Raw genomic sequence first — 15,759 nt, 5'->3', positions numbered from 1 at the left:
AATTGACTATATTTTGATCGATTGGTTGCGATTTACGGTAAATATACGTATTTTTAAAAACAATTATTCACTGGGAGGAAAAAATGGGTACTTCAACTGATAAGTACAGTATCGAAAATACAGACTATACCGTTGGTCAGGACAACGTACAGAAATGGGGCTTTGACATTCATAACCCAGTTTTTGGTATCAGCGCCGGTTTAATTATTTTGTTCCTGATCGCCACGCTGGTGAGCGACCCGGAGTCAGCCAAATCGCTTCTGGACGGTTTGAAGTGGGACATCATTGCCCAGTTCGACGCTTTGTTTATGTGGTCTGGCAATATCTTTGTTGTGTTTTGTCTGGGCTTGGCCATATCGCCCTGGGGCAAAATCCGCATTGGTGGTCGTGACGCAGCCGCCGAACACTCTACTGTGTCATGGCTGGCGATGCTGTTTGCCGCAGGCATGGGCATTGGCCTGATGTTCTGGGGTGTTGCAGAACCGGTCGCTTATTTTACCGGCTGGTATGAAACACCATTGGGTGTGGAGGCTTATTCTCCAGAAGCAGCCAGCATGGCGTTAGGCGCTACGATGTACCACTGGGGCCTGCATCCTTGGGCGATCTATGGCGTTGTCGCACTCTCTTTAGCGTTCTTTGCCTACAACAAGGGCTTACCGTTGTCGATTCGATCCGCATTCTATCCAATTCTCGGTGACCATACCTGGGGTTGGCCCGGACACATCATTGATATCCTGGCGGTACTGGCAACCCTTTTTGGTCTGGCCACCTCTTTGGGCCTGGGCGCACAACAGGCATCGGCGGGTATTGGTCATGTCTTTGGCTTCAGCGCTGGACTTGGTTTGCAGATCATTGTCATCGTCGTGGTCACACTGCTTGCCATCATCTCGGTCATCCGAGGACTGGAAGGCGGCGTGAAACTGCTGTCGAATATCAATATGATCATTGCGTTTCTGCTGCTGGCGTTTGTGGCTTTGGTTGCATTTGCAGTATCAATGGGCACCATCCCACAAACCGTCGGCGCCTACCTGAAAAACATTATTCCGCTGTCGAACCCTCATGGCCGGCCAGATGAGGCCTGGTTGCAGGGCTGGACGGTGTTTTACTGGGCGTGGTGGATTTCTTGGTCACCTTTTGTCGGTATGTTTATCGCCCGCATCTCAAAGGGACGCACAGTTCGTGAGTTTGTCACCGCCGTGCTGCTAGTACCCACCGCGGTCACCGTGATCTGGATGTCTGTTTATGGTGGCATCGCGATTGAACAGATTCAAAATGGCGTAGGCGCCTTGGGCACAGATGGTCTGACCTCGGTACCATTGGCGATGTTCCAGATGTTCGATGAACTGCCTCTGGGCACGATTTTATCCTTTATTGCGGTTGTCCTGGTGTTGGTGTTTTTCATTACCTCGTCGGACTCCGGCTCACTGGTTATCGACAGTATTACCGCTGGCGGCAAGATAGACGCGCCAGTGCCTCAACGCATTTTCTGGGCGTCGGTTGAAGGTGCCATTGCGGCAGCGCTGCTTTGGATTGGTGGTACCCAGGCTATTGAAGCCCTACAGGCGGGAGCGATATCGACCGGCCTGCCCTTCACCTTTGTTCTGTTGTTAATGTGTGTCTCGCTGCTGATGGGCATGCGCACTGAAATCAATAAATAACTTGCCCTTGTGCGCCCAGTTCCTGGGCGCACCATCCCCACTTCATCAAATCTCCACATTGAACCGGCTTAGCACCAAAGTGTTCGGACCGGCAGTTCACTCAAATGTTGCTTGGCGATCTGAGCCTGCAATAACTCCGCCGTTGCCAAAGCATCCACCAGTGCATTGTGATTTTCATAAGCAGGCAAATGATAGCGTTCCCGTGCGTTGGGTAGCCGGACGGAAGGGAGCGGCTTTTGTAGCCACTTTGCCAGCAAAGAACGTTCGCGGCGCAGATAGTGCGATTCCAACTCCAGCGTATCGACGACCGGAAACAACCAGTTCGCCCCGAACAACCCAGCGATGGCAGAACGGAAAAACTCTCGTTCCATATAGCGGTAATGCACCACAACCTGTTTGCCCTGTAACTGCTCAGCAACTTTAGGCAGTATTGATCTGAGCGATGGCGCGTCGGCAACGTCACTGTGCGTGATCCGATGCACAACCACCGACGATGATGTTAACCGACGACTGCGTACCACCCAGTACTGAGCCCGCGCGAGAAATATCCGGGACATATTAAAAGGCACTAAGCCAATACTGACGATGTCATCCTGCTGCGCATCCATGCCAGTCGTTTCAATATCTATCGCCACAAATTCCGTCGCATTTACCCGTTGTTGGTCATCTGCAAAGGGCTGACGGTAGAACGTCTTTAGAAACTCCGGCATATCTTGCTGCGATTGCTCGCAAAAAAAATCGTCCCACTGGTCTGGCACCACCTGATACGGATACAAAGACACCACGTTACCCCGTTGGACCGGCGGTATAACGGTAGCGGAGAAATTTTTGGGCATTACTGAGTACTTGAAAAGCCTCCTTCAAACCACGACGTTCTTTTTGCGACAGGGTTTCTGGTTCTACGGTATTGTCTGCCGTTTCACCGGCTTCCACGGCCGCAACCTGTTGCCGAATTCGAATCATCGAGAGATATTCCAGCGCATCGGAAATTTCATCCCGTTTGCCTTCCGGTAGCAGCTTGGATTGAGCAATATCATCCAATCGATCAAAAGAATTTTGGGCGAGTGAACCTTCAGCCAGCGCATGCAGGCGAATAACATCAACCAGCGGTGCCGTACCCCGACGCTTTAAATTCAGGCTATAGCGTTGCCGCCCATCCTTTTCAACGACGAAATTTTTAAAAAAACCCAGTGGCGGTGTCCGATTCAACGCGTTTCGCGCCAACGCCGCCAGAAACGGACGATTACTTTTTGCTTTATTCACGATAAAGCGCGTCAGCTGTTCCGCCCAGGCCGTTTTTCCGGCCACACCACTCAAGTCGAAAAATATTGACGCATTGAGCAACGCTTGAGGATCCGGCTTCTCAATCCACAAGCTGAATTGCGCTTTCCAACCCTCCAGAGTCATACGCCATTGTGGGTTTGACGCCATGATGCCGCCATCGCAATAGGTATAACCGCACGCGTGCAAGCCATCGCAAACGAAATCTGCGAGACTTTTAAAATAATGACCGTGTTTGGCCTCATTGTAATCAGCGGACAGAATCATGGCATTATCCTGGTCGGTGACCAGCAGTTGTTCTTCCCGCGCCATGGAGCCCAGTGCCAAAAAACAATAGGGAACCGGCGGTGGTCCCAGCGCCATTTCAGCCAATTGCAGCAGTCGTTGTTTGAAGGCGCGGCCGATGACCGACATGGCGGTACCAATCATGTGCGAGTTGGCGTCTTCCTTCAGCATTCGTACCATGACTGATGCCACCTGAGGCGACAAAGCAACCAAATCCTCAACGGTTTCCTGGCTCATAATGCCGCGAACCAGCAGTAAGCTGTTTTGGGATTCATGACGCACAATATCAGAAAGAGAAACCACGCCGGTCACTTTGTGACGGTGCACTAACGGTAAGTGATGAACATTATGACGTAACATCAACAGCATGGCTTCATAGACATAGGCGTCGTGTTCCACGGTGATCAGGTCGACCGACATGATATCGCGCAGTGGCGTGCTCAGAGGCAGACCTTCGGCCAACACGCGACTGCGCAGATCGCGATCTGTGACAATACCGGAAGGCAACGCAACCGATACACCTGCTTCTTCGCTCGGTTGATCGGTCGCGTGATCAAAAACTACGACGGAGGATACTCGTTGTTCCGTCATTTCTTTTGCACATTCGTGAACGCTGGCGTCAGCATAAAGATACACGGGATCGCGCTGAATAATGTCCCGAACCCGCACGGTCGTCATGTCATTGTCGGCCACCTGATTCAAAACCACCTGTTGCAACGTGGAGTGTTCATTCACTTCAAAATAATCACCGAATTCACCATATTGTTCGCACAGATCGAGAAAAACCTGAGACGGGATCCGATAGATCAGTGAATCCTCCAACGCTCTGACGGGATAACGCACATGACCATTCATCAGGATACCCATTTGACCAAATACATGACCAGACTCCAGGCGATTATAAAGTTCACCGGTACGCCGAAAGACTTCAACCGAGCCAGAACGGATTAAACAAAGAGAATCAATGGATTCACCAAAATGCAGAATCTGACTTTGCGCCTGAAAATAACTGACTTCAATTTGGCCACACATGGTAGCGAGCTCGCTCTCAGGCAAACAGTCAAATGGTTCGTGGGCGCGAACAAAAGCGATGATGTCTTGTATTTCAGCCGACATAGTTCATTCCTGACACAATGGAGCCTAACAGTGTAGAGGTTATGCTGCGACATTTCGAACGAACACAGAAACAAAACCAAAGAGAAAAGTGCTGAACCATGCTGGATTAACCAAATCATTTACGAGAACTTAACCCGCAGTATTTTAGAGACTATGAACATAGCAACGGAATAATGTCAGGCAGCTGCGCCAGTTGATCGATGCTCTGCTGTGGCGCCGAAATCGACGCTGGCCAGGCGTGAAATCCACGCAACCAAACCGTATGCATTCCGGCGTCCCGGGCGCCATGAATGTCGTTGATGGGATGGTCACCAACATAGACGCTTTTGTCAGGTGCGCAGTTCAACGCTCGCAAGACGGCATCAAAGATCGCAATGTCTGGTTTTTTACAGCCCTGGGCATCAGAACTGATGACCGCATCAAGCGTCGGCATAAATCCGAGCTCGACCAAGGTTGCGTGTCGTGAAAACTCCGCACCATTGGAAACGACCGCCAAACGATACCCTTGCCGTTTAAGGTCCCGCAATACAGACCCGGCACGAGGCATCTCGACACTGCACTTGGGAAAGTGAGTCAGCCAGCAATGCAGAACTTCATCAACGTCCGGCGTGACGCGCCAATCCAATTCTCGCTGCAAACGAATGGCAATGGACATTTTTTGCTTCGGGTGTGGATTTTCTGGTCTGCCGTAACCGCCATTGTCGGTTTCGCGAATAATGTCGAAAATGCGCTGACTGTTTCGCTCTAACAGCTGTAATTGATATCGCTGAAAAAAATACTGACTGAAATGTTCGATGCTGCGAAGACGGTGAGTGAGGGTATTGTCTAAATCAAAAATAATCGCTGTTAGCATGGCTGTCCCTGATGATTGATTAGCGGGTGAACGGCGTCGCTCGTCAAAAGAGGTACTATACCATTGCCGGACCCACTGGGATTCATTCAACTCTATTCAGTTTTGTCAGATCTGAAAGACTTAGGGCACCTCTGAATAATTGCTCTCTACCGCAGCGGGTGAAGAAATGCGCAAAATTCGAGGCAAGTTCTGCAGGCAATATTCATTATCTTGGCAAAGGACTTAACAACGAAGTTTACCATTTCAGCCCCGCCCTCCGGGTCCTTCAGATCGATGACTGAGCTTTGTTGTGTATTTTGAAAAGGACTCGCCATTCCCTGCAACACACGCCTCGCTCATCCTTCGATCTGATAGGACTGAGGTGATTCGAATTAATCAGAGTTGCCCTAGGTCGGGGCTGACATGGCAAGTTTCACGGTTAAGGGCAATGGCTCCAGGTATTCCAAAACTGCATGAGTTGCAGTCGGTTATTTCATTCGTTTTCAGTTGGTATTGCTCCTAACATGAAGGTCCCATTATTCTGACACCAGGAAATAACCATGGAATGGATTGCCTTTACGCTGTTGGCCGCATTCATGCAGTCGGTTCGTACGGCGGGTCAAAAACACATGACGACATCGATGAGCGCTGTTGTGGCTACCTGGGCACGGTATGGTTTCGGTTTGCCCGTTGCGATTATCTACTTCGTTATCGTCACGATTTATGAACCGCAATCGCTGCCTGCTCCGACGCTGGCATTTACAGGTTACGTCACCATTGCGGCAATTGGTCAATTAATGGCCACATTATTGTTGGTTAAGTTGCTCAGTTTCCGGAACTTTGCCGTGGGCACTACCTATGCTAAAACAGAAGGATTACTGGCTGCCCTGCTGGCCGCCATGTTATTTGGTCGTGCATTCAGCACGTGGACCTGGGTGGCAATTTGCGTCGGCGTGACAGGGATCATTCTTGTGAGCGTGCAAAAAAACCAAGATGCCGCCAAGTGGTCGCCTATACCCGCGCTGTTGGGTTTAGGCGCGGGTATTGGATTCGCGATTACGGCGGTTTATGTCCGCGAAGCTAACCTATTGCTGGAAGCGCCACTCACGATATCGGCAGCCTATATTTTGTTGTTGTCGATATTCATTCAGGGCAGCTTGTGTACCGTTTTATTGCATCGACAGAGTAAACACAACTGGCGAGTGCTACGCAACAACGCCAAAGCGGGTTGGTTTGTCGGTATCACGGGGACGGTTGGCAGCATTGGTTGGTACAGTGCCTTTGCATTGCAAGAAGCCGCTATCGTAAAAACATTGGGGCAAGTCGAATTTCTGTTTACTGTGCTGATTACCTATGCCTTTTTTAAGGAAAAAATTACCCGGGCAGAATGGATAGGCATGACACTGGTGTTGATTTCAGTCTTGATTCTGTTCGGTCCCGGCCAAGTATGATGCTAATTGGCCAACCGATCCAAGAGGCATCCCTAAGAACGGCGCATCCGACACCATTACAACAATTCTCTCAACTCTCTGAAGAATTTTTTGGCGGTGATATCTTACGTTCGATGTATGACAACGCTGCCTGTATCGTCTGATCATAGTGACAATCCACCTCAAAATAAGGCACATCGTACAGGCCGCATTGTTCTTTCATAATGCGGTTTTTCTCGACCATATTCGCCAAATTTTCGCTGCCAAATTGACGTTGTTCGATACGGTTTCGGTTATCTCGTATCGCACCAGAAAACTCCAGCTCAATATAACGTTCAGAAAACCCAATACACAGCGGGATAATGAAGGGCAGATACCGTTCATCGAATTGCCGCATGGTCGCCGGTTGCAGTTGAATTCCTTCATAAACACTGCTGTGTCGATTCTCAATTCCGGTCATAATCATCGCTTGCACAGTCGGCCACATTTGGCTGGCAATATGCTGATCGCTGTCATCCGGCGAAAAACCACAATTCGACTGGCTCCGGTAAAGCCCCATCATCAAGTGGTCTATTGAAAAGTAAGGCATGGCGAACCTGCACATGATGGAATGAGCCAAAGCCGTTTTTCCGGTGCACCCGGTGCCTCCCAATAAAATGATATTGGTTTCGTTTTTAGTCATTGGATAACCTCGGGCGTTCTTCGTTAGTGCTCCTCTCGACTGAAATATCCAAAACCATCGCCAGTAGCGTCCAGCATTCGGCACCAACCTGCCGGGTACGAACATTGGGCAAGTATTGGAAACCGACGGATTCATAGCAACGGCGGGCACCGGAATTTTGCTCAAACACAGCCAGCGTCACTCGATTAATTGACGGACATTGCTCCCTAATAAATGCCAGCGTATCTCGCAATAGCAATGCCCCCAACCCTTGACCACGCTGCTGTGCATCCACAATCACCCGACACAAGCGACATTCCGACGCAGATTCATGCACTACTTCAATAAATCCTGAAATCCGTCCCTGATGTTCAAGCGTTAAAGACGTTACTTCATCAAGAGAAGACCGTTGAAGAATTTGAGCTTTCGTTAACGGCCATTGATAGACTAGTGCGCCCCATTGTGCGCCAAAAATCTCATCGGGAATCCAGCCCAATAAGGTATCGATATCGGAAGCAGTCGAAATGCGTAATGTCATGTCGTCACACTCAGGTCGTGTGCTGCGGATGGTACCAGAAACTAGTGTCCTGAGTCAGAATACTGGGAAGAGAGGCATAAAAAAGCCAGAGCAAGCTCTGGCAAAAGAAGTCACGGACAGACAGGAGAAAACTCAGTTCAGGACAGCATTTCGGAATTGAGCGTTAATCGGAATGGATAATGCAATTGAACGAGTATCACCCAACATATGAACTTGTTTATCGCCGATGCGTTCGCAAGGTATGCCGGTTCTGCGCATCAGACGTTCGATAGCGGTAGAGGTTACTGTTACATATTCTTCAATATCATTTTCAACCGCATGAATATATACGGATTGGAGCAATTTCAGTGTGACTTCACTGATGGTTGTCCCAATCAATGAACTGCTCTTTTTGACAGCAAAGCGGCTTAGTTCGACAATCTTCTTGCCGTAAGGTGCTGGCTCATCACCCAACAAAACCGGGAATGTGTCTTTCAACATGTAGCGGCCGGTCGTCGGAATTAAACGCCAACAACCCACAACACGCTCCATATCGTCTTCGGCATAAAGGTATTCGGCATTATTGTCGTCGTAGTCGTCCTGTTCTTGCGTACCTTGGGTCTCAATCTCCCAGTTCAGGCGTTGCTTGAACACTTCATAACGCAAGCTTAAAAGACCATTGAATTCTTCAGGTGAGATAGTGCGAAAGGCTGAATGTTTTATTGTGAAGTTCATACTCTGTCTCCGTTGGCTTTGGAGACATATTACCAGCAGAGCAGCTTTTGCCTACCTGTCAAACCTTGCAGGTTTTTTTAGACATAAGTAGCACTTTAGGAGAAAGATGGATTGATGACCCCAGAAAGCAGTGCCTTGGAAATAGCCTGATAACGGTTGGTCGCCCCCAGTTTAGTTGCCGCATTGGTCAAATGGAATATAGCGGTACGCTCTGAACAGCCAAGAATTTGCGAGATTTCCCAAGAACTCTTACCTTCTGTCGCCCAAGTAAGGCATTCGATCTCTCTTTTGGTCAATTTTGCCTGAGGTTCTTTCTCTTGCGCCGCTCGCAATCGGCGTATTGTATCCTGCAGTGCTGGTATCACCATCTGAATGACAGGTATGGCATCTGCGTATTTCATTTGTTGCTCAGACGTCCCAATACTGGATGCAAAACTGATCATACCAAACTCACCAATGGTTCCATGAATAGGCACGCTGAATCCCGCTTTCAGCCCGTTCGCATTTGCTTCCCACATGATTTCCAGGTCTTTCTTCTTGTAGTCACTGGATTCCATAATCTGTGACCACGTAATGGGCAGATAACTGCTGATACTGTATTGCACGATCGGATCGCGTTTTACATAGCCTTCCGAGTCGTAAGACTTCCGCCATTCACTTGGGTAATTATCGAACATCAGAACATCCGAATTAGTGATAGTGTTCGGAATAGCGAGCCCAAACAGAAAGTAGTCGAACTCGACAATGTCAGAAACAGATTTCAATATTTCAGGCAATTCAGACATCGATTGCGACCGTTGTAATTGTTCAATTACGTCGAAAACCATTTTCACTGAACAAATCTCCATTTGGCAGTACGGAAAATTAAGGCCTGCCCCATTTAACCACAGAAGCAAAACCAGGTATGCCTAATTTTTTAGACACAGTTCAAAGTTTTTTAGTCAATGTCTCGAATTAGTGAAGCGGAAATTCTTCGACATAACGAAAACCGATTGCAAACTTGTCAGGTTGACTCACTGCATGCCGGCATGACGTCCGGGTCAAATCCTGAAAGCGCGCGAAACTGCCGCCGCGCACCACTAAGGCCCCTTCCAGGGATTTCATGCAATTGTCATCCGGAATTGGCCCACCACTGTAGGTCACATACCGGCCAGACGTATATTCTTCAACATTGCCCGCCATATCCATAACGCCAAAAGGCGAATTGCCGCGAGCAAACATGCCGATTGGGGTTGTACTCATCAACCGGGATTCAATCGTATTGGCGTGATCATCCAGGTACTGATTACCCCAAGGGTATTTATATTGTTGCAGTCCGCTGGAGGCATACTCCCATTCAGCTTCTGTCGGCAATCGAAATCGACGTTTATTTCGTTCCGACAGCCATTGGCAAAATTCATTAGCAGCCTCGAACGACACTGAAAACACCGGATGGTTTGCCTTGATGGAATCATACTGATCGTTATGCCAAGACGATGGGCGATGGTGCGTTCCTGATTCTGCAACAAATTGATTAAATTCTTCGTTCGTGACGCAATACTTTGCCATGCGAAACGGCAGTACTTCTATGCGATGCTGAGGTGCTTCCAGAGCGATACTGTCACGCATGACACCGTAAGAACGATTTGCCTGAAACAACTCTTCGACATCGTCTTCCGAAACACCCAAATTGACATAAGCACCGGGGATATCCATCATCAATGGATCATCCAGTGAAATGCGCGGATCCCCTCGCTTTGCGAGAATTTCACCGGCAGCCAGACGATAGTCCGTTTCATAAGCGCTGCTTTCGACAATTGATATCAAAGCTTCATCGGACAGATCGTGGGGACGAGGCAAGCCTTCGTTTACAGATCGAGCATCGGCAAACAGGTCGTCACGTTCTTTGAGGTAATCTTTCTTATCCAAAATAAAACCTTTTTTATTGATTCATCGTGAATGTCATTCTTACGGTTACGCCCCAACACCTACGCGCTTTTTTCAACCCGGTTGATCTCTGCCAACTCGTTTACAACTATTTTCTTGATGCTGCCTAGTGTGCTTTACGCTGCTCAAAACGACTACTGTCAGATTTTACAGGTTCGTAATTTCAGTTTTTTGGGCCACGAAAAAAGCGCCGTCACCGGCGCCTTGAAATTGGGAATCATAGGTTAGTCTAATAGAGAGATTGTTCAGGCCACTCCAGCCATAGCCCGAGTGAGGTCAAACCAGCAAACAAAACCGTCGCGATCAATAAGTGGAACCATGCGGCTCGCTTTCGCATTGATGTCATCAGCAAAGGCACCCACCCGACCAGGCCGACCAATAACGATGTCCAGGGAATCTCAGCGTAATGCCAAGCCATTTGCCCCACAAACAATGCCGGTGCGGCGACGAATAGAGCCAACTGCTGTTCATCCGAATGCCTGCTTGCGTGAAAAATCCAGACCGCCAATGCAAAAACCGCAATTAACCCAGCCATTTGTCCGATTAATATACTGCCAGCCAGAGGGCTGACAATGGCCAGATAACCCACTGGAATCAACCAATACAGCTGTCTCGTGTCAAAACGCGACCACGCTTTCGGGGCTGTGGATTCGCCTGCCGGTACGAGCCAAGAGAAGGCAACTACACCCGTCAACAATACCGCTTGAATGATCCAAGATAGCAGAGGCAGATCCAGCGCAAAATTTTTCACTTGCCAGGTACTTAACGCCGCCAACGTGAACCATTGAGCCAACGCCAGCCAACGTTTTGACAGTGAGCCACTCAGCAAGATCAGTACCGCGCTGAGTGTCACAACCATGGCGATACTGTCCATGGCTTCTAAAGTTAAACCTTTCACCCACAGGCTGATGCCCCAGAAACCGATCGCAATAACGACCGGGTACCAACGCTTGACGAAACCCGCCACTATCGCCACCAGTACCGGGGCGATGAAGGCTTGCATAAAAAGCTCAAAGGTCATTGCGAGTCCCTCGCCATTACTTGCGGATACCTTCAATCTGAATTTCTATTTCAATTTCGTCAGGAACACCGGGGATGAAATAAGTGATACCCCATTCGCTGCGGTTAATGGTGGTAGTCGCTTGGTAACCCTTACGGTAACCACCCCAAGGATCTTCACCTTCGCCGATCAGCGTCACGTCCAGCTCAACCGGCTTCGATTTGCCGTGCATCGTGAGCACACCAGTCAACTTGTCGGTCGTAAATGTATTGGTTTTAAACGTCAATGTTGGGTACTGCTTCACATCGAAAAAGTCTGGTGAGCGCAGGTGCTTGTCACGATCGGGGTGATTAGTGTCAATAGAGGCCGCCTGAATGACAATAGATGCATTGGCGTTATCGGCGTCATCAGAGAAGGTTCCTTCAAATTCATTGAACCGGCCAACGGTTTTGCTGATGCCTAAATGTCCGGCGGTAAAGTTAACCGAAGAGTGCGCCGGGTCGATGACATAGTCCGCGGCAAATGCGCCAGCGGCGAGAGACGTTGAGACAGCAGCAAGGGTAAGGTGAACTAATTTCATACTTTTGTTTCTCCAGTGGTTAATTTCTGCCGGCTATTGTTGGGAATTTTGTCAGGCAGTGAAATCGGAAGAAACTGATGGAATTGTTCAGATCAGCTGAAGGAGTGGACGCTGCGGCTGTGCGTCCACCCAACATGGCATCAGTAGTAACTGAGCTTCTGCGTCTTGCCCCAGAACACCCTATAGGCAAAGGCGGTGTAAAGCAAAATGAAGGGCAGCACGACAGCCACACCGTAAAAGATCACCGTCAGGCTCGCTGTAGAGCTGGCCGCGTCTCGCGCTGACAACAATCCCGGTACAACGTCTGGAAAATAACTGTATGCCAAACCAAAAAAGTTCAGCACAAATAAAAATGCAACGGCCACAAACGGGAACCAGCAGCCAATATCATCACGAGTTGGAACGTGTGCCAGATAGCGATCCACCGCAACCAGCAACACAAGGCACATTAACGGAATGGGGACAAGCAGAAACACCGCAGGGAATGTCAACCAACGGGCGGCCACGTCGGCGCTGATCAAAGGGTTCACCACACTTATTGTCAACATACCCAAGGCCGCCAACCAACCGGCACGGCGAGCCCAGAAAGCAGCCCGTTGTTGTACAAGCCCCGTCGTTTTCATAACCAGCCAAGCCCCGCCAATGTATGCATAAGCAGCACTGACGCACAAAGCACTGAGCACAGCGAACAGATGCGCGGCAAAACCAGAATCAAACCCGGTCACGTAACGGCCCAGCATGTAACCTTGCATCACGGCTGCTAACCAGGAACCCAACCGAAACAGCAGATCCCAGCGCCCTTTATGCTGGTCCTTGGCTTTAGCACGAAAGTCGAAAGACACTCCGCGTAATATCAGTCCCAACAACAATAAAAAAGTTGGAAAGTACAGGGCTTCAAAAACCAACCCGTGCGCCATTGGAAACGCGATCAACAAAATGCCAACGGCCAGCACCAGCCAGGTTTCGTTCGCATCCCAAAACGGTCCAATCGACGCAATCATGGTGTCTCGATGAGCTTCATTGTTCTGCGGCATAATCATACCCACGCCCAAATCGTATCCATCCAGAATGGCGTAGAGCAAAATAGAAAAGCCCATTAGCATTAAAAATACTTCCGGTAAGTACTGACTCATGATGCTTGCCCCATTAAAAATCTCAAACCTGGTTTGGTTGTTTCGGTGTCATCGTATTCAGCCACCCGAATCGATTTTCGTGCCAGATAAAAAAGTGTTTGGATGTAAGCAATAAGCAGGAAGGCGTACAAGGCTAAATAAAGTGCCAACGACACACCAACCTGAGTACCGGCAACACTGGTCACCGCATCTGCGGTTTTCAGTACACCGGTTACCAACCAGGGTTGCCGGCCGATTTCCGTCACGTACCATCCGGCCAACGACGCCAGCCATCCGGAAAATGTCATACCAGTTAAAACCCGCAATAACCAAACCGGAATCTGGTGCCTGCGCAAAATATAGAACGTGCTCAGCCAACTCGCCGCCATCATGAGTAAACCCAACCCCACCATGAGCCGGAAACCAAAAAACAAGGGCTTCACCGGCGGATGATGCTCAAATGCATTCAACCCTATGATTTCACCATTCACCTTATGTGTCAGGATTAAACTGGCCAGATACGGCACGCCCAGTTCATATCGATTCTCTCTTGATTGCTCATCCGGCCAGGCAAACAACACCAATGGAGCACCGGCTTCCGTCTCCCATACGGCTTCGATAGCCGCGATTTTCTGGGGTTGATGTTCCAGCGTATTCAGACCATGAAGATCACCAACCAGCGCCTGAATCGGCATCAGCAAGGAGGCCACAAAGACCGCCGTGGCTAACGCATATCGTGGCGCAGCTTTGGTGTCGCCCTTCAACAGGCGGTAAGCCGAAATACCGGCCACGAGAAAACTGGCGGTCAAACCTGAAGCCAGCAACATGTGACTGAGCCGGTACGGCATAGACGGGTTGAATATCACCTCCTTCCAGCTGGTTACGTGAGCAACGCCATCTATGAGTTCATAGCCGGTTGGTGTGTGCATCCATGAGTTCAAAACCAGAATCCAGAAAGCCGATAGGGTTGTACCAATGGCCACGAGTGCGGTTGAGGTGGTGTGCACCCAGTTAGGCACTCGGTTCATACCAAACAGCATGATGCCCAGAAAGGTTGCCTCCATAAAAAAGGCAGTCAGCACTTCGTATCCCAGCAATGGGCCGGCAATATTACCCACGGTTTGCATGAAGCCCGGCCAATTGGTACCAAACTGAAAACTCATGGTAATCCCACTCACCACGCCTAATGCAAAGGAAAGCGCAAACACCTTTACCCAAAACCGGTAAATACGCAGCCACACCGGATGACCACTGAGGTCATGGCGAACTTTGAAATAAAACAGCATCCACCCGAGAGCAATGGTGATGGTCGGAAACAGAATGTGAAAACTGATGTTCGCGGCAAATTGCATACGCGACAGCATCAGAGTTTGTGCCAATGCCGGATCCATCATGGTCGCTCCTGTTTTTTACTGCCGGGCGTTAAACGTTGTGTCATCTCCAGCACTCGCCCAACGCCGGCGCCCATTTTCATCAGCGCTTTGAGGTGCTCTGGTTGCATATTATTGACGTCATCGAACCACTTACTGAACAGTTCCAACAGGTCATTCATTTCCTGAATTTGCTGACGAGCGTGGGATTCCGGCTGGTCATCCATGGTCATCAATAAACCGCGGACCACCGATAAAGTTGGGTCAACCTCGCGCTTTTTGCGTTCTGCCATCACCTGTTGCGCCAGGTCCCAGATACTGCCATTTGCGACCAGGTAGTCTTTGCGGTCGCCAGGCTCCCGATGCACCTTCACCAACCGCCAACTCTGTAATTCCTTGGCTGCCATACTGACATTGCCACGGGATACCGCCAGCAGCTGCGAAATATCATCCGCGTTAAGCGGCTTCTCACTAAGCACAATGAGCGCCAGCATTTGCCCGACGGTGCGGTTAAACCCCCACCGACTGGCCATTTCACCAAAGTGGACAACGAACGTTTCCGTCTCGGCCGACATTTGCATCGTTATTCTCCAATCACTTGACCAATGTCATTGACATTATTGAATTTTCAGAAATTTCTGAAAGTATAAGCATCAGAAAACGAATTACCAGTCTTTATTCCGTCATTAAACAACGACGACATTTTCTAGCTACGCACGAACTCTTACTGCCAAAATTTCCGCTACACTTCCGGGAAAGGACATTAATGGAGAGTTTGTGGTGTTTAAGAAGCTTATGTTTAGCGTACTCTTCGCTTTCTTCGGGCCGCTTGCTGCAGCGGCCGAACTGCAGATTGAGTTCGGACAACAAAAATGGGTGTTCGACCAAGACCAATTGCTCAGTATTGCGCCAGCCACATTGACGGTGCAATCTCCTTGGGATGATATGCCTTCGACTTTTACCGGTGTTTATCTGCAAGACCTGTTAACACACATAGCCGCAGATGCCAGCATATTGACCGCGACGGCACTGAACGATTATCAAGTAACCATTGATATACCCGAAGCGGTGAGCGCTGGAGCCTTCATCGCGATATTACGAGATGGGAAGTTAATGCCCATTCGCAACAAAGGGCCTTTCTGGATCATATTCGATTGGAATAAAACCAGCTCAGAAACAAACATCAGTCTGTTAAGTTCATGGTCGATCTGGCAACTGAAGTCTCTGCAACTGCAGCCAAAGCAATAGAGGTTTAG

16 protein-coding genes are annotated in these 15,759 nt (G+C 49.3%); 3 read left to right on the top strand and 13 right to left on the bottom strand.

Going from position 1 to position 15,759, the window contains the following annotated elements:
- Positions 1-83: 83 nt before the first annotated feature.
- Complete coding sequence (locus IYN85_RS00815; protein WP_196156965.1) at positions 84-1,658, top strand: BCCT family transporter; 1,575 nt, start codon at positions 84-86, stop codon at positions 1,656-1,658.
- A gap of 68 nt (positions 1,659-1,726) precedes the next feature.
- On the opposite strand, the gene IYN85_RS00810 is transcribed toward IYN85_RS00815, so the two are convergent.
- The 3 genes from IYN85_RS00810 to IYN85_RS00800 form a co-directional block, all read right to left on the bottom strand.
- Complete coding sequence (locus tag IYN85_RS00810; RefSeq protein ID WP_196156964.1) at positions 1,727-2,440, bottom strand: 3'-5' exonuclease; 714 nt, start codon at positions 2,438-2,440, stop codon at positions 1,727-1,729.
- 4 nt (positions 2,441-2,444) lie between these two features.
- Positions 2,445-4,340 carry a DUF294 nucleotidyltransferase-like domain-containing protein gene (locus tag IYN85_RS00805; protein ID WP_196156963.1) on the bottom strand — a complete coding sequence of 632 codons (1,896 nt, stop codon included), beginning with the start codon at positions 4,338-4,340 and terminating at the stop codon, positions 2,445-2,447.
- A 151-nt stretch (positions 4,341-4,491) separates the two neighbouring features.
- Entirely contained in the window at positions 4,492-5,193 is a 702-nt protein-coding gene (locus IYN85_RS00800) for an HAD family hydrolase (protein WP_196156962.1), read from the bottom strand.
- Between the two features lie 539 nt (positions 5,194-5,732).
- On the opposite strand from IYN85_RS00800, the gene IYN85_RS00795 reads away from it, so the two are divergent.
- Positions 5,733-6,623 (top strand): DMT family transporter, encoded by an 891-nt coding sequence (locus IYN85_RS00795; protein ID WP_196156961.1) that lies wholly within the window; start codon positions 5,733-5,735, stop codon positions 6,621-6,623.
- A 70-nt stretch (positions 6,624-6,693) separates the two neighbouring features.
- Here IYN85_RS00795 and IYN85_RS00790 read toward each other — a convergent pair whose 3' ends face one another.
- The 10 genes from IYN85_RS00790 to IYN85_RS00745 all read right to left on the bottom strand — a co-directional run bounded on the left by IYN85_RS00790 (position 6,694) and on the right by IYN85_RS00745 (position 15,084).
- Positions 6,694-7,284, bottom strand: a complete 591-nt coding sequence (locus IYN85_RS00790) for a 2-phosphoglycerate kinase (protein ID WP_196156960.1) — start codon at positions 7,282-7,284, stop codon at positions 6,694-6,696.
- Entirely contained in the window at positions 7,277-7,801 is a 525-nt protein-coding gene (locus IYN85_RS00785) for a GNAT family N-acetyltransferase (RefSeq protein ID WP_196156959.1), read from the bottom strand. Before IYN85_RS00785 ends, IYN85_RS00790 begins: the two co-directional genes overlap by 8 nt.
- A 132-nt stretch (positions 7,802-7,933) precedes the next feature.
- Positions 7,934-8,515, bottom strand: a complete 582-nt coding sequence (locus IYN85_RS00780; RefSeq protein ID WP_196156958.1) for an acyl-homoserine-lactone synthase — start codon at positions 8,513-8,515, stop codon at positions 7,934-7,936.
- 95 nt (positions 8,516-8,610) lie between these two features.
- The gene (locus IYN85_RS00775; protein ID WP_230390539.1) at positions 8,611-9,342 is read right to left on the bottom strand and encodes a LuxR family transcriptional regulator; all 732 of its coding nucleotides are present in this window, start codon (positions 9,340-9,342) and stop codon (positions 8,611-8,613) included.
- Positions 9,343-9,469: 127 nt separating this feature from the next.
- On the bottom strand, positions 9,470-10,423 hold the full coding sequence (locus tag IYN85_RS00770) for an SUMF1/EgtB/PvdO family nonheme iron enzyme (RefSeq protein ID WP_196156956.1): 954 nt from the start codon (positions 10,421-10,423) through the stop codon (positions 9,470-9,472).
- Positions 10,424-10,670: 247 nt separating this feature from the next.
- On the bottom strand, positions 10,671-11,462 hold the full coding sequence (locus IYN85_RS00765; RefSeq protein ID WP_196156955.1) for a hypothetical protein: 792 nt from the start codon (positions 11,460-11,462) through the stop codon (positions 10,671-10,673).
- A gap of 16 nt (positions 11,463-11,478) precedes the next feature.
- Entirely contained in the window at positions 11,479-12,021 is a 543-nt protein-coding gene (locus IYN85_RS00760; RefSeq protein WP_196156954.1) for a YceI family protein, read from the bottom strand.
- Between the two features lie 140 nt (positions 12,022-12,161).
- The gene (locus tag IYN85_RS00755; protein WP_196156953.1) at positions 12,162-13,154 is read right to left on the bottom strand and encodes a cytochrome d ubiquinol oxidase subunit II; all 993 of its coding nucleotides are present in this window, start codon (positions 13,152-13,154) and stop codon (positions 12,162-12,164) included.
- Complete coding sequence (locus IYN85_RS00750) at positions 13,151-14,527, bottom strand: cytochrome ubiquinol oxidase subunit I (protein ID WP_230390405.1); 1,377 nt, start codon at positions 14,525-14,527, stop codon at positions 13,151-13,153. The genes IYN85_RS00755 and IYN85_RS00750 overlap by 4 nt, the downstream gene beginning before the upstream one ends.
- Positions 14,524-15,084: a GbsR/MarR family transcriptional regulator gene (locus IYN85_RS00745; protein ID WP_196156952.1), complete on the bottom strand. Its 561-nt coding sequence runs from the start codon at positions 15,082-15,084 to the stop codon at positions 14,524-14,526. Before IYN85_RS00745 ends, IYN85_RS00750 begins: the two co-directional genes overlap by 4 nt.
- 214 nt (positions 15,085-15,298) lie before the next feature.
- Between IYN85_RS00745 and IYN85_RS00740 the strand changes: the two genes are divergently transcribed.
- The gene (locus IYN85_RS00740) at positions 15,299-15,751 is read left to right on the top strand and encodes an oxidoreductase (protein ID WP_196156951.1); all 453 of its coding nucleotides are present in this window, start codon (positions 15,299-15,301) and stop codon (positions 15,749-15,751) included.
- The last annotated feature ends 8 nt before the right edge of the window (positions 15,752-15,759 follow it).

The organism is Reinekea sp. G2M2-21 (assembly GCF_015687175.1).
Classification (GTDB): Bacteria; Pseudomonadota; Gammaproteobacteria; order Pseudomonadales; family Natronospirillaceae; genus Reinekea.
Note: the sequence above shows the minus strand (reverse complement) of the source record. Positions and strands in the feature narration are given on the sequence as shown.

Coding starts and splice junctions, on each gene's coding strand:
- IYN85_RS00740 (WP_196156951.1), top strand. CDS start 15,299: ATGTTTAGCGTACTCTTCGCTTTCTTCGGGCCGCTTGCTGCAGCGGCC.
- IYN85_RS00775 (WP_230390539.1), bottom strand. CDS start 9,342: ATGGTTTTCGACGTAATTGAACAATTACAACGGTCGCAATCGATGTCT.
- IYN85_RS00760 (WP_196156954.1), bottom strand. CDS start 12,021: ATGAAATTAGTTCACCTTACCCTTGCTGCTGTCTCAACGTCTCTCGCC.
- IYN85_RS00800 (WP_196156962.1), bottom strand. CDS start 5,193: ATGCTAACAGCGATTATTTTTGATTTAGACAATACCCTCACTCACCGT.
- IYN85_RS00780 (WP_196156958.1), bottom strand. CDS start 8,515: ATGAACTTCACAATAAAACATTCAGCCTTTCGCACTATCTCACCTGAA.
- IYN85_RS00765 (WP_196156955.1), bottom strand. CDS start 11,462: ATGACCTTTGAGCTTTTTATGCAAGCCTTCATCGCCCCGGTACTGGTG.
- IYN85_RS00795 (WP_196156961.1), top strand. CDS start 5,733: ATGGAATGGATTGCCTTTACGCTGTTGGCCGCATTCATGCAGTCGGTT.
- IYN85_RS00750 (WP_230390405.1), bottom strand. CDS start 14,527: ATGATGGATCCGGCATTGGCACAAACTCTGATGCTGTCGCGTATGCAA.
- IYN85_RS00815 (WP_196156965.1), top strand. CDS start 84: ATGGGTACTTCAACTGATAAGTACAGTATCGAAAATACAGACTATACC.
- IYN85_RS00785 (WP_196156959.1), bottom strand. CDS start 7,801: ATGACATTACGCATTTCGACTGCTTCCGATATCGATACCTTATTGGGC.
- IYN85_RS00805 (WP_196156963.1), bottom strand. CDS start 4,340: ATGTCGGCTGAAATACAAGACATCATCGCTTTTGTTCGCGCCCACGAA.
- IYN85_RS00790 (WP_196156960.1), bottom strand. CDS start 7,284: ATGACTAAAAACGAAACCAATATCATTTTATTGGGAGGCACCGGGTGC.
- IYN85_RS00745 (WP_196156952.1), bottom strand. CDS start 15,084: ATGCAAATGTCGGCCGAGACGGAAACGTTCGTTGTCCACTTTGGTGAA.
- IYN85_RS00755 (WP_196156953.1), bottom strand. CDS start 13,154: ATGAGTCAGTACTTACCGGAAGTATTTTTAATGCTAATGGGCTTTTCT.